Raw genomic sequence first — 20,106 nt, forward strand, 5'->3', positions numbered from 1 at the left:
GTGACTCCTGAGGGGGCGCCGGGGCGGGTCAGGTGAAGTGGCGGTCCAGCCGCCAGCGCGGACGCGGGCGCCCGGTGCCGTCGATGACGACCTTCGGGGGGAGGGGCAGGTCGTGGAAGGAGGATTCGTTGGAGTCCATCTGGTAGCCGGCGGTGTTGGGGTAGACCAGCAGGTCGCCGGGACGGGGACGGCGAGTGAAGGGGATCTTCCGCCAGGTGAGCATGTCCGATTCCAGGCAGGTCGCCGCTCCGATGCTGGCCGGATGGACGCCGCCGCGACTTCGAGGGTCCCGGGGCAGTAGGAAGGGGTCGGGCAGGTACTCGCTGCCGAACCACTGCTCGGACAGGCTCAGGCTGGTGCCGTCGACCGTGACGATCTGGTAGCCCTGGCGGTCCTTGACGCCCTGGACGGCGAACACGGTCGCGCCGGCCTTGTCCAGCAGCGCCCGTCCGGGCTCCAGCACCAGTTCGGTACCGGAGTCCCGGAGCACTTCGCGGAGGGGCCGGTCGCCTCCCGAGGGCCGGGCCTCCAGCAGGGCGCGCAGTGCCCCGCCCCCGGCGGCGGGGGAGTGGTAGGGGTAGAAGTCGTCGGCGGTGAAGGTCCGGCCGGCGTGGTAGTGGTCGCCTCTCTGCTCGGCGAGGAAGGTCCGCCAGCTGGCGGCGTCGGTGTAGCTGACGGCCAGGCCGCCGCCGACGCTGATCCGCCGGGCGTGCAGTCCCGCGGCGCGGGCCTTGAGACATCGGGCGACGAGCCGTCCGGCGAGGTCGGTGCGGGGCTGGACGGCATAGCCCGCCAGGTGGAAGCTGAACCCCTCCATCCGGACGGTGACGCCGGCCTGGACGCAGCGTTCGAGCGCGGTGGCCAGTTCGGCGTCGTCCATGCCGAAGCGGCTGTGGGGCTGGCCGGGTGGCAGGCAGCGCAGCAGCAGCCGGGCCGGGCGCCCGGGTCCGGTCGCCGCCACGGTGATCAGCGCGTCGAGTTCGCCGAGTTCGTCGACGGCGATCAGGGCGCCCTGCCGGACCGCCAGGCCGAGCAGGGCACGGCTCTTGGCCGGTCCGGTGACCATGAGGTCCTCGCCGCGGACGCCGTGCCCCAGTGCTTCACGGAGTTCACCGGCCGAGGACACGTCGACGCCGGCGCCACCGGCGGCGCATCGCTCGACCCACACCGCCGCCTTGTTGGCCTTCTTGGCGAAGTACACCGACCCGTCCACGCCCGCCCGGGTCAGCGCGGCGCGCAGCGCCCGCAGGTTGGCGTCGAAGGCGTCGGGAAGCAGGAAATGGAAGGGCCCTCCGAACGCGTAGGCGAGTTCCTCCAGCAGGCCGCTGCCGAGGATCGCGTCCGTTGCGGGGTCGGGCAGGACGGGCAGGGTCGGCCATGCCGGTGCGCTCACCGCCATAGCGCGACCTCGGTGCCCAGGCCCTGGGCGATGGCCAGCTGCGCGAAATGGTGTCCCAGGGCGATGTCGGTGACGACCAGGCCGCTGTTGTAGGCGAACACCCGTTCCTCGGGGGAGCGGCGCCCGGCTGCGGTGCCGGCGATCACGGGCGCCAGCTCGGCGTCGACGGGCCGGAGGTTGCCGTCCGCGTCGGCCATGTCGGTCCCGGTGATGTTCATCTGCGCCTCGCTGGTGGCCACGACCCGGTCGGCCGCGCCCAGTGCGGAGGGCGCCAGCCCGTGCCCGACCAGGATCGACAGCGCGCCGGGTTTGAGGTGGGCGGCCTCGATCGCGGCGGGTGTGCGGGGGCCGGCGGTGGCGATGACGACGTCGGCGTCGCCGGCGGCGGCCCGCCAATCGGTGACGATGTCGACGTCCCGGTCAGGGAAGTGCTCGGCCAGCCGCGCGCGGACCGCGGCGACGCCGTCGGGATGGGTGCCGAAGAGCATGAGCCGATCCAGCCGCGGCAGTGTGGTGAGCAGGAACGGCAGCGCGAGGCGGCCCTGCGTCCCGGTGCCGACGACCAGGGCGGTGCGGGCCGCGGGTGCGGCGCACTCGCGCGCCAGCAGCGCCGAGACGGCCGGGGTGCGCAGGGAGCCGATGCGCGAGCAGTCCATCATCGCGACCGGCAGGCCGGTGACGTCGTCATAGATGGTCAGGGCCGTGTAGTAGTGCTGGTCGTCACGGCCCCGGTCCACGCCGTGCTTGTAGGAGGTCTTGATCGCGACGACCTCGCGGGAGCCGTCGCGGCCCAGCATCGCGTAGGCCACCGAGTGCCCGTCCGGTGGCTTGACGGTCAGCTTGCGGGGGTTGTCGGACCGGCCTGCGTGCAGGGTGCGGTAGGCGCCCTCCACTGTGGCGACGACCTGGTCCAGGGAGATGTCGAGTCCGGCCAGGTCGCTGGTGGACAGGATCCGCAGGTGCTTGCCGTCGCCGGTCACCGGGCCGCCGGGAAGGGGGGAGGTCATGGGGACTCCTCAGAGCTTGGGGGTTCGTGCGCGACCGGGGCGGGCAGTGAGGACGGCCTGCCCGTATCCGTGTTCGCCGGCTTCGGACGGCGGGCGCGTGCGGCGGCCGGGGACACGGATCGAGGCGCGCTTGAGCCAGCGGTCGGTGCCGTCGTAGCGGGGCTGGAACGGCACCCGTCCATGCACGGCCAGGTCGTTGTCGACGACGAGGGTCTCGCCGGGCTCCAGGATCACCGCGACCGAGACGCGGGCGAGCTCGGCATGGAGGCGCCGGTAGGCGTGCTGGTAGGGGACGTCGGCGTCACGCAGCGGGGTGTAGGCCGGGTCGAACCGTAGTGTCAGGCCGTCCTCGGCGGCGAACAAGGTGGGCACGGCCGGGGACGGCTGCCGGGCGTAGCCCTGCGCCTGGGTGTAGGCGTCGTCGGGGAGGATCGGCACGGTGGCCCGCGTCAGGGCCTGGACGTCCTGTTCGGCCAGGTGCGTTTTGCGGACGCTGGCCGCCGTGGTGGCGATCCGGTCGTGATTGCGCATGCAGCCGAGCATCAGCAGATGGGCCCGGCCAGGGTGGAAGGCGTCTTCGGTGTGCGGGCTGAGCAGGACGGTGCTGCTCGCGCCGGTCTGCTCGGTCTCGTGCCCCGGCGAGGGCACGATGTTGTGCACGAACCGGCCTTCCTGCTGGCCTTCCCAAGCGATGGGGTGGCCCATCACGCTCGCCAGGAGCAGCAGCATGATGTCGTGGACGGCTCCGTTGTCTCCGGCGGTGGCCCAGCCGGTGGGCGTCGCGCCGAGGTCGTCGGCGTCGACCCGCAGACCTCGCAGGACGAACAGTCCGTCCGCGGTGTCGATGGGGCGGCAGTGGTGACGCAGGCGGCCGCTGGACTCGCCTGCGGCGCGGGCGAGGTTGTCGAACAGCCGCGGTGACGCGGCCGAGGTTCCGCACGCGTTGAGGATCTGCTCTGCCGACCGCCGGAGCCAGCGGACGGAGGCGTCATCGAGGTGGCGGACCGGTACGGGTGCCGTGGGCATGGCGAAGAGCTCCGTTCCGTGGGGGGGCGGGAGACAGGCGTGGTGCGGGCCGCGCCGAGAGGGTCGCGGCGGGTCGAAAGGCCAGGTCATGCGGCTGCGGGCCGCGCCGACGTCCGATCGGAGGGAGGGCGGTGGCGCCAATGCATTTACACGCTTGTAGAAGTTAGCATAGCCTTGCCTAACCATCTAGATCATCCGTTGGCGGCCGATCCGGAAGGCAGGTGCGCGGCGCGATGGCGCAGCGGAAACGCAGCGGAATCGCGAGCACCTTGCGGAACGGGGTTCCGTTAGGGTAGGCAAACCTAAATAAATATCCGATATCTGGCCTATTGAAGGGCGCGTGCACGTGAGAAGGCGTCAAGTTCTGGCAGCCGGCGGAACCGCGCTGGCCGCCGTCGCGGTGTCGGCGGCATGCTCAGGCGGAGGTATCGACGATCAGACGGCCGGAGCGGGTACCAAGCCCAAGAAGGGCGGGACGCTGCGGATCGGCGCCCTCGGCCGGGCCAACGCCATCACCCGCGACCCGCACGGCACCCAGGGCAACGAGAGCGACTACCTCATCCTCGCCCTGATCTACGACACGCTCACCAGGCCCGGCGCCGACAAGAACACCGTCGGGCGGCTGGCGGCGTCCTGGGAACCTTCCAGCGACCTCAAGACCTGGCGTTTCACGCTCGCCGAGAACGCGACCTTCCACGACGGCACGCCCGTCACCCCCGAGGACGTGGTCTGGTCCCTGCGGAGGCTGCGGGGCACCCCGTCGGGCGAGGCCCGGCTGCCGGGAATCCAGGCGCGCAACATCACCGCCGACGGCACCCGCACCGTCGTCCTCGCCTCCGACTACGCCAACGCCGAACTCCCCCTCCTCACCCGCCTGACGACGTTCGTCCTGAAGAAGGACACCCCCGACCAGGCGCTGGAGAAGGCTCCGGGCACCGGCCCGTTCAAGCTCGAGTGGTACCGCGGCGGCAACGCCCGCCTGGTGCGCAACGAGAAGTGGTACGGCGGGGCGGCGCACCTCGACGCGATCGAGGTGACCATGTTCGAAACGCCGCAGGCGATGGCCAACGCCGTGCTCGCCGGGCAGATCGACGTGGCCTCCAACGTCGGCGCAATCGCCGCCCGCACCGCCGGTGCCCGCAAGGGCCTGAAAGTCCTGCGCCGCCCCAACGACATGTCCATGCCCATCGTCATGCGCACCGCGAGCGGGCCGTTCGCCGACGTCCGTGTACGGGAGGCGATGCGCCTGGCCGTGGACCGCCAGGCGATGGTCAGGCAGGTCCTGTCGGGGTACGGGACCGTCGCCAACGACATCATGGGCACCGGTGACCCCGCCTACGCCAAGGACATCCCGCAGCGCGCTCGCGACCTCGCCAGGGCCAGGCAGTTGCTGGCCGAGGCCCGGTTCGACCTGTCCAAGACCTACGAGCTCATCACCACCGAGGACATCTCCGGCCTCGCCGAGTCCGCGACCCTGTTCGCCTCCCAGGCCCAGGAGGCCGGGATCAAGATCAAGGTCGTGAAGCAGGAGTCGGGCCTCTTCTATGAGAAGACCTGGCTCAAGGGCGACCTCTACACCAACTACTGGGGCACCAACGACTCGGTGGTGTTCTTCGCCTCCAAGACGATGGTGAGCGAGGGCGGCCAGAACGAGTCGGGCTGGTCCGACAAGGACTTCGACGCCGCGTACCGCAAGGTCCTGGGCACCGCCGACGAGAAGGCGCGCGCACAGGCGCTGCGGGAGGTGCAGCGGCTCCAGCACGAGCGCTCCGGTTACCTGCTGTGGGGCATGGCCGACGGCATCGACCTGGCCCAGTCCAAGGTGCAGGGACTGCCCACGCTCCCCGGCTACGGCCGGGTCCAGCTCGAGAACGTGTGGCTCACTTGAGCCCGACCGCCCAGGACCACAAAGTCACAGAGCGTACGGTGACCGCCGAGAAGGGAGCGCTCACCGTGCGCGGGCGGGCCGCGGCGGCGGCCGTGGCCGTGGCCGGTGCGCTCGCGCGCCGTGCGTTGATGCTCGCCGTGCTGCTCGCCCTGGTGTTCGGCGCCGTGGAACTACTGCCGGGCGACGCCGCCACCGCGACCGCCGAACGCGGAGAGAGCGCCGCTGACCTGCAGGCCCGACGGCACCTGCTGGGCCTGGACCGCCCGGTGTGGGAGCGCTTCTGGGACTGGATGACGGCGCTTCCCACCGGCGACCTGGGTACCTCGGCCCACGGGCAGCCCGTCACCGGCATGCTGGCCGACCCGTTTCCCAACACCCTGCTCCTCGGTCTGAGCGCGTTCGTCCTGACCGTGGCCGCCTCGCTGGCCCTGGGTTGCTGGGCCGCCGCCCGCCCCGGCCGCCTGACCGACCGGATCATCGGGCACACCGCCACCTCGGCGTTCGCGCTGCCCGAGTTCGTGGTCGCGGTCGCCCTGCTGTTGCTGCTGTCGCTGTGGACCGGCTGGCTGCCCGCCGTCACCGTCACCGGCGCCGACGGCGCCCCCGCCTCGTGGACGATGCTGATCATGCCGGTGCTGGCGCTGGCCATACCGCAGACGGGCTGGAACACCCGGATCGTGCGCGGCGCACTCGCCGACCAGGACGCGGCACCGCACGTCGAAGCCGCCCGCCTGGACGGTCTGCCCACCCGCAGAGTGGTGCTCCGCCACGCCCTGCCGGGCGCGGTCCCCGCCATCGCCGCCGGCGTCGCGACCTCCACCGGCATGCTGCTGGGCGGCGCCGTGGTGGTGGAGGCGCTGTTCAACTACCCCGGTATCGGCAACCTCCTGGCCGGTGCCGTCGCCGACCGCGACACCTCGCTCATCGCCGGGGTCGTCACCTGCGCCGGCGCCGCGATCAGCATGGTGCTCCTCGGCTCCGACCTCATCCGCGCCCGCGTCCTGGGACGGCGCCCGTGACCTCCGCGGCGGCGTCCCGCAGGCGGCCGCAAGCCCGTGCCCTCCGGCGGATCGCCCCCGGCCTGCTCCTGATCCTGGCGGCCCTGGCCGGGCCCTTCCTGGCCCCCCACCCCATCGACACCCCGGTCGCCATCCCCTTCGCGCCACCCGGCGGGGACGCCCTGCTCGGCGGGGACCAACTGGGACGCGACGTCCTCAGCCGCCTGATGAGCGGCGGCGTCGCCCTCATCGGCAGCGCCCTGACCGTCGCCGTGATCGTCACCACTGTCGCCGTGTGGCTCGGCTGCCTGGCCGCTCTGAGCCCCGTCGCGGGACGGTTCGTCGAACGCGCCGCCGACATCGCCGTCCTCCTGCCGCCCGTCCTGGGCATCATGCTGATAGCCCTCGCCTGGCCCGGCGGCGGGCGGTTCGCGGTCATCCTCGCCACCATCGTCCTGGGCGTCCCCTACACCACCCGCGTCGTCGCCGGCGCGGCGGCGCCGCTGGTGACGGCCGGGTACATCGAGGCCGCCATCGCCAGCGGGGAGAGACTCACCTACGTGACGGCGCGCGAACTGCTCCCGAACCTGCGCTCCACGCTCCTGGCACTGTTCGGGCTGCGCTTCGTCGAAGCCGTCTACATCATCTCGATGGCCGGCTTCCTGCAGATCGGGCCGCAGCCCCCGGCGGCGGACTGGGCCCTGATGATCCGCGAGAACGCCGGCGGCATCCTGCTCAACCCGTGGGCCGTCCTCGCACCGAGCGTGGCCATCGCCGTCCTGGCCATCAGCGTCAATCTCGCCTCCGGTTCCCTCGCCCGACGACAGGGGGCGGTACGCCCATGACCTCCACCACCGCGCTGCTGACCTGCACCGGCCTCGAGGTGTCCCTTCCCAGCGGGCCGATTCTGCTGCCCAAGACGAGCCTGACCGTGCACGCCGGGCAGATCACCGCCCTCACCGGTGCCTCCGGCTCGGGCAAGACCACACTGCTGCGCGCGTTCCTCGGCCACCTGCCCGCCGGTGCCCAGGTCACCGGTGGCACCCTTGACGTGCTGGGCCAGGACATCCTGGCCCTGCCACCCCGGGCACTGCGGGAACTGCGCCGTACCCGCATCGGCTATGTCGGCCAGGACCCGGGATCGGCCCTCAATCCCCGCATGAAGATCGGCCGCCTCATCGCCGAGACCGCGGTCGACAGGAGCCGCGAGGCGATCGAGGGCCTGCTGGAGGAATGCCGCCTGCCCTGTGGTGACGGCCTGCCCGACCGGCGCCCCACCGCCGTGTCCGGTGGCCAGCAACGCCGTGTCGCCCTCGCCCGCGCGCTCGCCCGCAAACCCCAGATCCTGCTCCTGGATGAGCCCACCGCCGGACTCGACCGCGCCCTCCGGGACGACATCGCCGACCTGCTGCGCAACCTCGCGGCCAAACGGAATCTGGCCATCGTGATGGCCTGCCACGACCCCGAACTGGTGCACGCCTGCGCCGACACCACCATCGGCCTCACCACTCCTGCGGCCAAGGGCAAGGCCCCAAGGCCGCGGTCCGCCCCGCCGCCGCGCGTGTCCGTGGAGCCGACGAGGCCGGGACTGGTGGCGCAGGGAATCAGTGTCACCTTCCCCAACGGATCGACCACCCAACGGGCCCTCGAAGCCGTGGACATCACCGCGCCGCCGGGCTCGGCCGTCGGCCTGGTCGGCCCGTCCGGCTCGGGCAAGACCACTCTGCTGAGAGTCCTGGCCGGCCTGCAACCCCCTTCGACGGGCTTCCTCACCCTCGATGGCGCGCCCCTCGCACCCCGCGCCCGCCGCCGCCCGCATGAGGCACAGCGACGCATACAGCTCGTGCCACAGAATCCGCTCGACGCACTGAACCCCATGCGAACGGTGGGGGCGGCCCTCCGCCGGCCTCTCCTCCGGCTGAGCAAGCTGAGCAAGGAGGAACTCGACGCACGAATCATTGAACTCCTGGAAGAGGTCGGCCTACCGGCCGATCTCACGGGCCGTTACCCCGCCGAACTCTCCGGAGGTCAGCGGCAGCGCATCTCCATAGCCCGTGCCTTGGCGGCGGACCCCGACTTCCTGCTCTGTGACGAGATCACCTCGGCCTTGGACCCCGGCACCACCGCGGACATCATGGCCATGCTGGACCGGCTGCGCACCGAACGTGAAATGGCACTGGTCGTGGTCAGCCACGAGACTCACCTGATCCGCGCCCATACCGACACGGTGCACCTGCTCGACGAAGGCAGAATCATCGACCACGGCGGAGTTCCCGCACGGATCTGAGCCCGGCGTACAACGGTGTTGACGGCCACGTTGGCTTGGGTCTCGGCGACCCGGCCACACCGTTCCCCGCCCCTTCGCCGACCTCCTGTGTTCACCCGGAGCGCGGGGCGGGGCGGGGCCGAGGACGAAGGGGATCCGGCCCGGCGGATCGTGGAGGGCCTACGCCGCCGCCTTGGACGGCGCCCCACGGCGGGAGACAACACCGTTGCCTGGCGGCTGGCGTCGTCGAGCTGTTGAACGAGCGGTTCGGGTTGCTGGTCGAAGATCAGCACGCTTGCCGATCTGCTCGCGTGATTCAGGAGTACCTTCGCAGGTCCTCGGTGGAGGAGAGGCGGCGGGCGGCGTGCAGGGTGAGGGCTCCGGCGCCGATCAGCGCGGCCAGGGCCAGGGCCCCGAGGGCGGTCAGGTAGCCCCAGGGGATGGCGGGGGCGGCGGGTGGCGGGTCGAACACCCCGGTCAGCAGCTTGATCAGCATGGTGGACAGGAGCCATCCGAATGAGGCGCCGAGGGCGGCGGCGCCGAGGGCGAGGGCGGTGATCTCGGGCCAGACGAAGGCTCCGAGCTGTCGGGGCCGGGCGCCGAGGGCCCGGATCAGGGCGAAGGTGCGGCGGCGCTCGGTGAAGCCGAGGCCGAGCAGCAGCCCGGTCGAGGCGATGGTGAGGGCCAGGGCGTAGCCGAGTTCGATGCGGGTCAGGCCGTTCAGGTCCACGGCGGTCAGGCTGGTGCCCACCACGTGCCGGGCGGAGTTGATGTCGGTCACCTGTGCCCCTGGGCCCAGATTCTTCCGCAGTGCCGACGCGACCTGGCCCGGGGAGTGCCCGGGGGTGGAGACCAGGAACGAGCCCACGGTGTCGCTGCCGGTCTGGGAGGCGATGTAGTCGGCGTTGGCGACGATGAAGCTGTCGCGGGGGGCGGTGGGGAACTCCTTGACGATGCCCGCGTAGTGGAAGGCGACCGTGCGGTACTGCTTGGTGCGGCCGTTCTGGAGGCGCAGGCGGAGCAGGTCTCCTGGGTGCAGTTGGAAGTCGTGGACGGTTTCCTGGCTGACCAGGACCGCGTCGGGTGTCCTGGCGAGCCTTGCGAGCAGCGAGCGGGCGGTGCCGCCGCTGAAGTAGGCGTCGGGCAGGTTGACGGCCGTGCGCATGCTCGACGGGTGAATCCCGTACAGGTCCTGCAGGTCGGCGCCCACGTAGGCGAAGCGGTGCTGGAGCGGCTCCACGCGTGAGGCGCCGGGCACGGCGGCGATCCGGTGCTGCTCGGAGGGCGGTACGTAGGCGCCGGGGGATTCGGTGACGGTCACGTCGGCGCCGTTGGTGAGCTGGGCGTCCACGGACGCCTGGGTGCGGTAGGTGGCGGCGAAGACCGAGGTGGAGACGGCGAACATCATGGTGAGCGCGGCCAGCGCCACGGTGCGGGCGATCGGCCCGCGCTGCCGCGACAGGGAGGCGGCGACGGTGTCGGACAGGCTTCCGGCGAACGGCCGGGCGAGGCGGCGGACGAGGGGCCGTCCGCGTCCCAGCAGGGCGTGGGTGAGCCGCAGGCACAGCAGCCCGGCGGCGATCCAGGCCAGGGCGGGGGCGGCGAAGGCCCAGTAGCTGACCGAGAGGGTGGGCAGTCCTTCGGGTACCAGCACGATCTTGTACCCGTTCCTGCCGGCGGCCCAGAACACCAAGGCCGCGGCGAGGGCGAACCAGGCGTCCAGCCACCAGCGCATCCACAGGGGCGCGCTGCGGGCGGGCCCGACGGCGCGGCTCGCGGTGGTGACGGTGAGCTGCCGGGCGTCGCGGGCGGCCGGGGCCAGGACCGCGGCGGCGGCGATGGCCAGCCCTGTCGCGGCGGCGCCGCCCCACCACAGGGCGGTGGCCGTCGGGGCGGCGCCGAAGCCCGCCGTGCCGAAGGTGATCCAGCCGGTGAGCGCGGCGAGCCCGAGCCCGGCCAGGGCCCCGGCGGCGCCGACGATGGCGGCTTCGGCGCCGGCCAGGGTGAGCAGGTGGCGCAGCGTCGCGCCGCGGGTGCGCAGCAGGGCCTGTTCGGCGCGGCGGCGGGGGGCGCCGGACGCGCTGACGAAGGCGGTGATCAGTCCGGCGAGGATGGCTCCCGGCGCGCCCAGGAAGAGGAAGAGCGCCTGGGCGTAGAGGGCGTCCTCGCGTGCCGCGCCCAGAGCGGCGCCGAGGTTGTCGCCCACCCGGCCGACGCCCGCGAGGCGAACCTCCAGATTGCGGGCGTGACCGGTGACGGAGCTGTAGGCGGCGGCGGGGTCGGCGGGCAGGCGGTGGTCCAGCCGTACGTGGAACTGGGTGCGGACCTGGTCGGGCCGGGCTGCCGCGACCGGGTTGAACAGCCGGTGCCATTGGGCCGACGGCAGCAGCAGCACGTTGTCGGGGGGAGCCGAGGGCTGGGCGCCGGGCGGGGCGCCGACCGTCTGGAACAGCGAGTCGGCGGCCGGGAGGTCGACCACACCCGCCACGGTGACCTTGGCGTCGGGCCGGCCCGCCCGGTGGACGGTCACGCTGGAGCCGGGGGCGGCGTGCAGGTTGGCCGCGGTCTGCTGCGCCAGCAGGACGCCGTCGGTCCCGCCCGCGCCCAGCAGGGGCCGCAGCTCGCCGGGGAAGGTGGCGGCGTAGCCGGAGGGCAGCCCGAGCACCTGCCCGGCGCCTGTGGTCAGGGTCTGGCCGGAGGCCCGCACCTGGAACCCGGGGGTGGCGGCGAAGTCGACCCGCTGCCACTGCTTGACGCGCGGGTCGGTGCGCAGCGTCCCGGCGATGCCCGGGTCGCCCTGCACCTGCCAGTCCACCGGGACCCGGTCGATGGAGCGGTGCGTCATGGTCGACTTGGCCGCTGCCAGGAACGTGCCGAGGGACGCCAGCAGCGCGACCGCCGCGGCGATGGCGGCCGCGGTCGCCGCGAGCCTGGCGGTACGGCGCGCCACGAGCCCGCGCGACCAGAGCAGGGTGATCATGCTGTCACCTCGTTCAGGGTGCCGTCCCGCATCTCCCAGCACCGGTCGAGGCGCTCGGCCATCCGGGGGTCGTGGGTGGCCAGCAGCAGGGTGGCGCCGAGTTCGCCGGCGGCGCGGACGAGCAGGTCGACCACGGCCAGGGCGTGGCGGGTGTCCAGCCGCCCGGTCGGTTCGTCGGCGGCGATCAGCCGCGGTGCGGGCGCCAGCGCCCGGGCCACGGCGACGCGCTGCGCCTGGCCGCCCGACAGCTCCTCGGGGAGCCGCTGGGCCAGCTCGGCGATCTCCGCCTGCTCCAGTGCGGCGCGGGCCCGCGTGACGGCCTCGCCGTAGGGGCGGTCGGCCAGCAGCAGGGGGAGCGCGACGTTCTCCAGCACGTCCAGCGCGGGCAGCAGGCTCGCCCCTTGGAACACCAGGCCCACCTCGCCTGGATGGTCGAGGGGGTTCCCGCCGAACTCGGGCCAGCGGACCTCGCCCGCGGTCGGCTTGTCGAGGCCGGCGATCAGATGCAGCAGGGTGGTCTTGCCCGATCCGGAGGGCCCGGTGATCGCGATCCGGTCGCCCTGCAGGACCGTGCAGCCGACCTCGTGGAGGGCGACCATGGCGGCCCGCCCGCGCCCGAACGTTCGGGCGACCTGGCGCAACTCCACCAAGGGCGTTTCGACCGGCTGCCTTCCCGCCAGGTGCGTCATCGCCGCGGCTCCCCGGAGGTCATGATCCGGCCATCGCGCAGGTGGACGGTGCGGTCGGCGGCCAGGGCCACGGCCGGGCTGTGGGAGGCGACGACCACGCCGACGCCCGACTCGGCCAAGCCGCTCAGCAGGGCCAGGACCTCGCTCTCGGTGTGCGCGTCCAGTTCCCCTGTGGGCTCGTCGGCCAGCACCACCGGGGGACGGGTGGCCAGCGCGACGGCCAGCGCGGCGCGGGCGGCCTCCCCACCCGACAGCGCGGCGGGCTCGGCCCCGCCCCGGGCCGTCAGCCCCAGCTCTCTCAGCAGTTCCTCGCGCCAGGCCCGGTCGGGCCTGGCGCCGATGCGCTGGGCCAGGTCGATGTTGCGCCGGACGGTGAGGTGGTCGATGAGGTTCCCGGTCTGCGTCACGACCCCGACCAGGCGTGCGCGCAGTCGCGCCCGTTCCCGTTCGGGCCGGTGGCTGATCGGGGTGCCGTCGAGCCGGACCGTGCCACCGTCGGGCTCGTCCAGCCCCGCCAGGCACGACATCAGGGTGGACTTGCCGGAGCCCGAGGGGCCGGTGACGGCGATGAACCCTCCGGCCTCCAGCGTCAGGGAGACGCCGCGCAGGGCGATCGTCTCCTCGCCCTCGGCGGCCCGGTAGAAGCGGTAGAGCTCGTCGGCCTCCAGGACCGTGGCGGCCACTGGAGTCATGGCAGCCACCGGAACGAGTCCGACACGGTGTGCCAGGGGTCGACGTTGTCGGCTCCCACCGGCCCGCCCAGCGTCAGGACGGCCTCGTGCCCGGCCCGGTAGAACTCATACCGCTCGAACCGGTCGCGGACGACCTTGCCGGTGACGGGATCGGCCGGGCTGTCGGCGTCGTAGACGATCCGGACGGCCTGGCCGCCGCCCCGCGAGATCATCTCCACGCCGCGCAAGGCGAACTTGGCCGTCGTGGACTGGAGCGCGGGCACCTCTGTGGCGCGGGTCGAGGCGATCGTGGGGGCGGTGCGCGCCGGAACCACCTCGACGCGGATGGTGTTGAGCTTGTCGGTCAGGCTCGCCCCCGTCGGCAGATCCGACCGGGCCCACCCCTCGGGAACCTTCACCTGGTAACCGTGCGCCCGGTAGGCCACGAACTGGGTGTTGTCGGGGATGTCGCCCGGCGGGTTGGACTCGGTCGGCACCGGTCCCGGACGCGACCCGGACGAGGCCGACGGTGGCGCGGCCCCGCCCCCGGACGGCGCGGACTGGGGCGACGACCCACACCCGCCGACGACGGCCCCACTGAGGGTGAGTGCCCCGACAACCGCCAGGGTGTAGGGGAGGACATTCATGCGCCTGCCTCCTGCTCTCCTTAGGCGCCAGTGAATGCCCACCGTAGAAAGCCCCTGGTGAGCGATGGATTAGTGGCGGGTTACCGCCCCGCTTACCTCCTTCCTGTCTCGTCCATTTGTCTGGGAGCCCGCCACAAGTTCACCCGCACCCTCGCGATCGAGTGGGCCCACCCGGCACTCGGCCTGGACAGTCGGCCACGCATCACCCGCCTGGCACCGGGATCATGTGTACGCCTCGCTCGCGGAGCCGGGCAGCAGCAGGGTGAAGGTGGTGGGCGCCGAGCCGCGCAGTACCAGCCGTCCTCCCTCGGCCTCGGCCAGCGACCTGGCCAGGGCGAGGCCGATGCCGTGCCCTTCGCCTCCGGCGGAGCGCCGTTCGAAGACCGACTCGGCGTCGAGGGGGCCGGTGCCCTCGTCGGTGACGTCGATGGCCAGGGCCCCGCCGATGTCGGAGGCCAGCACGGTGATCCGGCCTCGGCCGTGCCGGGTGGCGTTGTCCACCAGCACCTCCAGGATGTGCTGGACCGCCGACGCGGCGGCCGCGACCTCCGGTAGCGGCTCCTCGGCCTCGACCGTCAGCGGACGCCCCTCGGCCGCCAAGCGTCCGTGCCATTGCGCCTCAAGGTCGGCCAGCAATCCCGCGACATCGAGAGGGCCGCGCTCGGGACCGGCGTCGCGGGCCAGCAGCAGCAGATCGTCGATGATCTCCTCCAGGCGCCGGCCGCGCTCCAGCGCGGTGCGCAGGGCGGCCGAGTGGTCCGCGCCGGGCCGCTGCAGGGCGCCCTCCAGCCCCAGCAGCAAACCCGTCAGCGGCGTCCGCAACTGGTGTGAGACGTCGGCGCTGAACGCCCGTTCCCGGTCGAGCATCTGCCCGAGCCGCCGCCCGGTCGCCTCCAGCGCCACGCCGGCCGTGTCGGCCTCCCGGATCCCCGAATGCCGGGTCCGGACGCTGAAATCGCCCTCGCCGAGCGCCTGCGCCGCCTGGGTGAGACGCTCCAGTGGAGTGGCGAGCCGGCTGGCCTGGCGTCGTGCCAGCCCCACCGCCAGGGCCAGCACCGCAACGGCCAGGCCGGCCATGGTCAGCCAGGCGCGTTCGACGCGGTCGTGGACCTTGTCGACGGGCATGCTCACCCGCACGGCCAGCGCCACCCCTTGGTCGGAGGGGACCGGTGCCACCACCGCCAGGTCCACGCCCTCGACGGCTTCATGCAGCCGGCCGTCGGCGGCGTGAGTGGCCAGCGCTGAGCCCACCGGGCCGCTTCCGGCCAGCCGCTGCCCGCCCGTGCGGTAGACCCCCACATCCAGTCCCGATCGCAGCCCTGCGGGCGGCCGCACGGAACGGGGCCGGCTCAGCACGTCATCGGGCGTCGCCGCTGCGACCACGGTCGCGTCGCGCTCCAACTCGGTGACCGCCTCGTTGCGGTAGAGCCGCTGCACGGCGACGCCCAGCGGCAAGGCGAACAACATGATCGTCACGGCGGCGATGCCCGCGATCGCCACGAGCAACCGCCGCCTCAGGGGCGTGGACTCCATCTCCCCAGCCTTCCACCGCCTTCGCACCGAACCCGGCGTTGACCCGGTGCCGTCTACGATCGAGGGCATGCTGACGGCATTCGTGCTGGTCATCGAGGACGACCCGACCATCGGGGAGGAGCTCGTCGAGGCGTTGACCGGGCAGGGCTACCAATCGGAATGGGCTACCACCGGAGCCCAGGCCCTGGAGTACGTGCAGGAGAGAGCACCCGACCTGGTCCTGCTCGACCTCGGCCTGCCCGACATGGACGGCGTGGTGCTGTGCCGACGCCTGCGCTCGATCTCCCGCGAGACGGTGATCGTCGTCCTGACCGCACGCACCCGGGAGTTCGAAGTGATCGTCGCGCTGGACGCGGGCGCCGACGACTACCTCACCAAACCCTTCCGGCTCACCGAACTGATGGCCCGGCTGCGCGCCCACCTGCGGCGCAGCGCCGCCCAGCCCGATGAAGACCGCTACCTGACGGTCGGCCGCCTGCGCTTGGACCTGGCCGCCCGGCGCGCGACGATCGCCGACACCGAAATCTCCCTGCGTCCCAAAGAGTTCGATCTGCTCGCCTACCTGGCCGGCCGCGCCGGACAGGTCGTGACGCGCGAAGACCTGATCGACGAAGTCTGGGACATCAACTGGTTCGGCCCCACCAAGACCCTCGACGTGCACGTCTCGGCACTGCGCCGGAAACTCGCCCAGCACGGTGACAACCCCCGCCGCATCACCACGCTGCGCGGCCGCGGCTACCGCTACGAGATCGAACCGTAGGTAAACCTCATGCTTACCTTCGCTTAGCCGGCGTTAAGGCATTCGTCCATAGCCTTCCGGAGAACCCAAGGTCAAGACCATCGCTGGAAGGAAGGTGAACCGGGAGTTGTGCGGGCCCCGCGCCGGGGCGCCGTCGGCGGTCACCGTTCTGGTCCTCAGCAGCCGGCCCCGGATCGCGCTCTGCGCCAAAGGGGGCCGGCACATTGGTCGCTGCTCCTCGCCGACGGGCCTGCGGCGCCTTCCCGGACTTCCGGTGCACTCCCGGTGGCCCCAGCCATGAACCCTGACCCGCCCGCCGACACCGACCGCTGACCCGAGGAGCCGTCCATGTCCGTGCTCGCAGCCGTGAACCCGCTGGACGCCGGCTCGCTACTGGCCACCTTCGGCACGGTCGGAATCGCCGCGGTGCTGTTCGCCGAAACCGGGCTCCTGGTGGGCTTCTTCCTGCCAGGCGACTCGCTGCTGTTCACCGCGGGCCTGCTGTGCACGGTGCACGGGGCCGACCGGCTCTCGCTGCCCTGGGTCCTGCTGGCCTCGGCCATCGGGGCACTGGTGGGAGCCCAGTGCGGCTTCCTCCTGGGGCGCCGTGGCGGCGCGGCCCTGCTCGCCCGCACCCGGAACGATCACCTGCTGCGCGGCGCGGTACGAGCTGAAGAGATCCTCGCCCGCTACGGCCACGGCAAAGCCATCGTTCTGGCGCGATTCGTGCCGGTCATCCGCACCGTCCTCAACCCCCTCGCCGGGGCGGTCGGAGTGCCCGCCCGGACGTTCGCGATCTGGCAGATCGCAGGCGGCCTGATCTGGACTACGGGGCTGGTGGTCGCCGGCTACCTCCTGGGTTCCACGGTCCCGAACATCGACCACTACCTGCTGCCCGCCATAGCGGTGATCGTGGCTTTGTCCCTCCTGCCCTTCGCCTCCAAGGCCCTTCGGTTGCGGCGCCAAACGAGTTCAGACCAGTGACAGCACCAGGGGCCGGGAAGGCGGGTCGGTTCGGCCCTAAAGGTGGCAGACCACCGCGTCCGGGCCGACCGAGTTCGGCGGCGAAAACGTACCGGCGCCCTTGAGGACCTCATCGGCCCGATTTACGCTTCCGCGCCCTGCGTTTGCGACACGGTTACTCGGTTTAGTTTTCCGCTAACCCGGCCTTCATACCCTCTTGACATGCGATTTCATCAACGTCTCGGCGGTCGCGCATGGCGGCGGGTCCTCGGACCGCCGGCCTGGGCTGCGGTTCTGTCGGTCATGGTGGGGGCGGGGGAACTGGGCGAGTCGGCCATACCCTCATCGCACATGCTGGTGCCGTTGCTGGGCGGGCTGGTGGCGGCGACCACGGGACTGGTGCGCCAACGTCCGCCGGCACTGCTCAGCCGTGGTTCGCAGTCGCTGCTGGGCGTACTGATGGGGACCTACCTGAGCACGTCCGCGCTGGGCGGTGTGGCCGGTTCGGCCGCGCCTCTGATCGTGGTGACCGTGGCCACGCTCCTCATCTGCCAAGGGGCCGCCTGGGTCATGGTCCGGTTCAGCGGTGTGGACCGGGCCACCGCCACCCTCGGCATGATCGCCGGAGGATCGGCCGCCGCGGTGGCCTCCGCCGAAGATCTCGGCGCCGACAGCCGCGTGGTGGCGTTCATGCAGTACCTGAGGTTGGGCCTGGTCGTGGCGAGTACGCCGTTGCTGCTGAACTGGGTCCTTTCCCGGCCGCGGGACGGCGCGGGCCCCTCGGTCGCCGCCGGTCCCTGGCATCTGGTCAGCGGTCACGATCAGCCGGGCGGCCTGGTCACGCTCGCGATCGTCGCATCGGCGGGCCTGATGGCGGGGTCCCGAATGAGGCTGCCCAGTCCGGCCATGATGGGCCCGATGCTGGTCTCCGCAGCGCTCACCGCGACCGGCGCGGTGCACGGGTTCGCCCCCAGCGGGACGCTGCGGACCCTGCTGTTCACGATGATCGGGCTCGATGTCGGCCTGCGGTTCTCCCGCCAGACCCTGTGGCGGCTGCGCCGGATCCTTCCGCTCGCCCTGGTCGGCAGCGTGACCGTCAGTGCGGCCTGTGGAGCGTCGGCATGGGCCATCTCTGCCGTCACCCGCATACCGTTCGCTGACACCTACCTGGCCACGACGCCCGGCGGGATCAACGCGGTGGTGGCGACGGCCACCTCCACACATGCGAACCTGCCCCTGATCTCAAGCGTGCAGAGCCTTCGGCTCTTCGGGATGGCCTTCCTGGCCCCACTGCTGATCCGACTGACGCTCGGTAGACCATCGCGCGACCCGTCGGCGACGCCGTGACAGCGGCCCGGACCATCTCAGCGGAAACGGCCTCATACGTGGGCCTTGGACGACCCGATCATCGCCCAGATCGCCGCCGGCCACGCGCCAGGCGGCGAAGTGGTGCCGGGAAGCCGGCCGCTGTCGATGAGGTCCTGCCTGCGCCACACGTAGATGCGCCGCCTGCCTGCCCTCTCTTTCCTGTCCCGAACTGACGCATCTGCCAAAGCCCGTCGCCACCGAACGCCAGCGGCTCCGCCGAATCGCCCGCCGCACCGAGCCGCCCGCCACCTGGGCGCGGGCCGCGACTCCGACCGCCTGAGGCTGTTCACCGGCTTGGGCGCCGACGAGGTCGTGTCCTTGAACGGAGAGGACGCCGACATCGCCCACGGCCTCGGCAAGGCCGCAGCCGACTTCGACGTCGACTACCTGTGGGGGCGTCCGGCCGAGCAGGCGATGCCCGCCCTGGCCAAAGCCGGCACCGACCGGGCCAGGCGCCTGACCTGGATCCAGATCGGCTCCGTCGCCGGCCCCGACATCGACCTTCCGTCATACCTGCTACGAGCCGCGAACCTGCAGATCATGGGCAGCGGGCAGGGATCGATCACCACCGCAGGGTTCCTCGCCCAACTCCCCGCCCTGGCCACTCAGATCTCCAGCGGCGCCCTCACCATCGAACCACTACCAATGCCCCAGGCGAAGGTCGAACAGGGCTGGACCGCGCCCACCGGACCCGGCCGGCGCCTTGTCCTCACCACGTGAGATGTGGCTGATGTCGTTGTCGGTGGCCATCAGTGGCTCGGCCTGCCATGCCGGGCAGGATCGTCGGTCGCGTCTGAATCAGCTGCGACTGAGCCGGGCACGGAACCAGTCGCCGACGAACTCCGTGCGTTCGGCGGAATGGTTGTAGATGGTGTGCTCGCCGTCGTCCCAGACGCGCAGCGAGGACTGGGACGACAGCCCCAGGAACGCCTTCTGCTGGTCGAGCGTGATCAGGGGGTCGTCGGCGCCATGCAGCACCAGCAAGGCCGCTGACATCCGGTCGACGTAGGGGTCGAGCCAGAGCGTGCGAAAGATGGTCGCGACGTCCTCGTCGCTGCCGACGCCCAGGAGCGCCCGCGACTGCTCGCCGGCCGTGCGGAACGGTGCCGGCACCGGTCGTGCGGGCGCTCCGTTGACGCAGCAGGCACCGAAGCGGCTGTCGTGAACCGCGGCGCGCGCGGCCATCAGGCCTCCGAAGCTGTTTCCCCAAACGCCGAACGGGCCATCGAAACCGGTGCGCTTCTGCACGAGGTCGAGCGTTGCGCTGAAGGCACCGTCGGAGTGCTTGTCGAAATGAAGACCGTTGACGATTCGCGTCTCGCCCTGACCGGGGGCCTCGAGTAGCACGGTGGACATTCCGCGTCGGGCGAGCGCCTCGGCCTGGCGGTGGTAGGCCGGGCCCCATCCGCTCTGACCTCCCACGATGACGACCGTGGGTTCCGGACCCTCCGTCCTGGGGCGGACGAGCCAGGCGTTGCAGTGGCTTGTGCCGAACGGCACCGCTAGGCGTTCGACACGCAGGTCGGTGTCGAGTTCGGCCGCGTCCTGGTAGGCGCGGGAGAGTCGCTCGTACAGCGAACGCTTCTCGGCAGTGTCGTGGTTGTAGGCCATCTGTGCGAAGACCAGGGCTGCGGTCGCCCGACGGTAGCAGCTGACCGCGGTTTCGACGTCGCCTCGCGCGGCGGCCGCTTGCGCCCGCTCGAGCTGGGTGTCGGCCAGCAGGGCCGCGGCCTCGTCCCAGGCCTGGGACGCCGGGGCGCCGGTCAGCTCGGTGGCGTCCCAATGATCCATGCCGTAGTCCAGCATTCGTGTCAGGGGCATGGATCGGAGCAGAGCGGCGCGCTGCTTGGCCGCGTCCTCCATCTCATCAGGGGTGCCCATCAGGACGTCATCCGGCTCGGTGACACGCACGAAAACTCCTAGGGTTGGCGA

At 72.0% G+C, this 20,106-nt stretch carries 17 protein-coding genes; 8 read left to right on the top strand and 9 right to left on the bottom strand.

From position 1 onward, the window contains the following. Positions 1-28: 28 nt before the first annotated feature. Genes ACZ466_RS41130 through ACZ466_RS41140 form a run of 3 tightly spaced genes read right to left on the bottom strand, consistent with a single transcriptional unit; the run spans position 29 to position 3,432 of the window. Positions 29-1,393, bottom strand: a complete 1,365-nt coding sequence (locus ACZ466_RS41130) for a Y4yA family PLP-dependent enzyme (RefSeq protein ID WP_378284172.1) — start codon at positions 1,391-1,393, stop codon at positions 29-31. Next, positions 1,390-2,406, bottom strand: coding sequence for an ornithine cyclodeaminase family protein (locus ACZ466_RS41135; RefSeq protein ID WP_378284171.1), 1,017 nt, complete (start codon positions 2,404-2,406; stop codon positions 1,390-1,392). The genes ACZ466_RS41130 and ACZ466_RS41135 overlap by 4 nt, the downstream gene beginning before the upstream one ends. 9 nt (positions 2,407-2,415) lie before the next feature. Beyond that, complete coding sequence (locus ACZ466_RS41140) at positions 2,416-3,432, bottom strand: TauD/TfdA family dioxygenase (protein WP_378284170.1); 1,017 nt, start codon at positions 3,430-3,432, stop codon at positions 2,416-2,418. Between the two features lie 346 nt (positions 3,433-3,778). Between ACZ466_RS41140 and ACZ466_RS41145 the strand changes: the two genes are divergently transcribed. Genes ACZ466_RS41145 through ACZ466_RS41160 form a run of 4 tightly spaced genes read left to right on the top strand, consistent with a single transcriptional unit; the run spans position 3,779 to position 8,605 of the window. Then, positions 3,779-5,320 (top strand): ABC transporter substrate-binding protein, encoded by a 1,542-nt coding sequence (locus ACZ466_RS41145; RefSeq protein WP_378284169.1) that lies wholly within the window; start codon positions 3,779-3,781, stop codon positions 5,318-5,320. Positions 5,321-5,358: 38 nt separating this feature from the next. Beyond that, positions 5,359-6,339, top strand: coding sequence for an ABC transporter permease (locus ACZ466_RS41150; RefSeq protein ID WP_378284168.1), 981 nt, complete (start codon positions 5,359-5,361; stop codon positions 6,337-6,339). Continuing rightward, a complete protein-coding gene (locus tag ACZ466_RS41155) occupies positions 6,336-7,163 on the top strand; it encodes an ABC transporter permease (protein WP_378284167.1) in 828 nt (275 codons plus the stop codon). Before ACZ466_RS41150 ends, ACZ466_RS41155 begins: the two co-directional genes overlap by 4 nt. Next, positions 7,160-8,605 (top strand): ABC transporter ATP-binding protein, encoded by a 1,446-nt coding sequence (locus tag ACZ466_RS41160; protein WP_378284166.1) that lies wholly within the window; start codon positions 7,160-7,162, stop codon positions 8,603-8,605. Before ACZ466_RS41155 ends, ACZ466_RS41160 begins: the two co-directional genes overlap by 4 nt. A 295-nt stretch (positions 8,606-8,900) precedes the next feature. Here the strand turns inward: ACZ466_RS41160 and ACZ466_RS41165 are convergent, their stop codons facing one another. From ACZ466_RS41165 to ACZ466_RS41185, 5 genes are all read right to left on the bottom strand, one after another. Next, positions 8,901-11,564, bottom strand: coding sequence for an FtsX-like permease family protein (locus ACZ466_RS41165; protein ID WP_378284165.1), 2,664 nt, complete (start codon positions 11,562-11,564; stop codon positions 8,901-8,903). Continuing rightward, positions 11,561-12,253: an ABC transporter ATP-binding protein gene (locus ACZ466_RS41170; protein ID WP_378284164.1), complete on the bottom strand. Its 693-nt coding sequence runs from the start codon at positions 12,251-12,253 to the stop codon at positions 11,561-11,563. The genes ACZ466_RS41165 and ACZ466_RS41170 overlap by 4 nt, the downstream gene beginning before the upstream one ends. Beyond that, a complete protein-coding gene (locus ACZ466_RS41175) occupies positions 12,250-12,945 on the bottom strand; it encodes an ABC transporter ATP-binding protein (RefSeq protein ID WP_378284163.1) in 696 nt (231 codons plus the stop codon). The genes ACZ466_RS41170 and ACZ466_RS41175 overlap by 4 nt, the downstream gene beginning before the upstream one ends. Next, positions 12,942-13,421: a hypothetical protein gene (locus ACZ466_RS41180; RefSeq protein ID WP_378284162.1), complete on the bottom strand. Its 480-nt coding sequence runs from the start codon at positions 13,419-13,421 to the stop codon at positions 12,942-12,944. Before ACZ466_RS41180 ends, ACZ466_RS41175 begins: the two co-directional genes overlap by 4 nt. Before the next feature lie 372 nt (positions 13,422-13,793). After that, positions 13,794-15,104: a HAMP domain-containing sensor histidine kinase gene (locus ACZ466_RS41185; protein WP_378284161.1), complete on the bottom strand. Its 1,311-nt coding sequence runs from the start codon at positions 15,102-15,104 to the stop codon at positions 13,794-13,796. Between the two features lie 67 nt (positions 15,105-15,171). Here ACZ466_RS41185 and ACZ466_RS41190 point away from each other — a divergent pair, with 67 nt between their 5' ends. The 4 genes from ACZ466_RS41190 (at position 15,172) to ACZ466_RS41205 (ending at position 18,894) form a co-directional block, all read left to right on the top strand. Then, a complete protein-coding gene (locus ACZ466_RS41190; RefSeq protein ID WP_378284160.1) occupies positions 15,172-15,864 on the top strand; it encodes a response regulator transcription factor in 693 nt (230 codons plus the stop codon). Between the two features lie 327 nt (positions 15,865-16,191). After that, the gene (locus tag ACZ466_RS41195; protein WP_378284159.1) at positions 16,192-16,827 is read left to right on the top strand and encodes a DedA family protein; all 636 of its coding nucleotides are present in this window, start codon (positions 16,192-16,194) and stop codon (positions 16,825-16,827) included. Positions 16,828-17,028: 201 nt separating this feature from the next. Continuing rightward, positions 17,029-18,153 carry an AbrB family transcriptional regulator gene (locus tag ACZ466_RS41200; protein ID WP_378284189.1) on the top strand — a complete coding sequence of 375 codons (1,125 nt, stop codon included), beginning with the start codon at positions 17,029-17,031 and terminating at the stop codon, positions 18,151-18,153. Positions 18,154-18,492: 339 nt separating this feature from the next. Beyond that, positions 18,493-18,894, top strand: a complete 402-nt coding sequence (locus tag ACZ466_RS41205; RefSeq protein ID WP_378284158.1) for a hypothetical protein — start codon at positions 18,493-18,495, stop codon at positions 18,892-18,894. Between the two features lie 78 nt (positions 18,895-18,972). On the opposite strand, the gene ACZ466_RS41210 is transcribed toward ACZ466_RS41205, so the two are convergent. Then, entirely contained in the window at positions 18,973-20,085 is a 1,113-nt protein-coding gene (locus ACZ466_RS41210; RefSeq protein ID WP_378284157.1) for an alpha/beta hydrolase family protein, read from the bottom strand. Between the last annotated feature and the right edge of the window lie 21 nt (positions 20,086-20,106).

This window comes from Actinomadura rugatobispora (genome assembly GCF_055379765.1).

Excerpts from the sequence above, each read along its gene's own strand:
- ACZ466_RS41135 (WP_378284171.1), bottom strand. The coding sequence starts at position 2,406 with ATGACCTCCCCCCTTCCCGGCGGCCCGGTGACCGGCGACGGCAAGCAC.
- ACZ466_RS41140 (WP_378284170.1), bottom strand. The coding sequence starts at position 3,432 with ATGCCCACGGCACCCGTACCGGTCCGCCACCTCGATGACGCCTCCGTC.
- ACZ466_RS41160 (WP_378284166.1), top strand. The coding sequence starts at position 7,160 with ATGACCTCCACCACCGCGCTGCTGACCTGCACCGGCCTCGAGGTGTCC.
- ACZ466_RS41165 (WP_378284165.1), bottom strand. The coding sequence starts at position 11,564 with ATGATCACCCTGCTCTGGTCGCGCGGGCTCGTGGCGCGCCGTACCGCC.
- ACZ466_RS41170 (WP_378284164.1), bottom strand. The coding sequence starts at position 12,253 with ATGACGCACCTGGCGGGAAGGCAGCCGGTCGAAACGCCCTTGGTGGAG.
- ACZ466_RS41175 (WP_378284163.1), bottom strand. The coding sequence starts at position 12,945 with ATGACTCCAGTGGCCGCCACGGTCCTGGAGGCCGACGAGCTCTACCGC.
- ACZ466_RS41185 (WP_378284161.1), bottom strand. The coding sequence starts at position 15,104 with ATGGAGTCCACGCCCCTGAGGCGGCGGTTGCTCGTGGCGATCGCGGGC.
- ACZ466_RS41190 (WP_378284160.1), top strand. The coding sequence starts at position 15,172 with ATGCTGACGGCATTCGTGCTGGTCATCGAGGACGACCCGACCATCGGG.
- ACZ466_RS41195 (WP_378284159.1), top strand. The coding sequence starts at position 16,192 with ATGTCCGTGCTCGCAGCCGTGAACCCGCTGGACGCCGGCTCGCTACTG.
- ACZ466_RS41200 (WP_378284189.1), top strand. The coding sequence starts at position 17,029 with ATGCGATTTCATCAACGTCTCGGCGGTCGCGCATGGCGGCGGGTCCTC.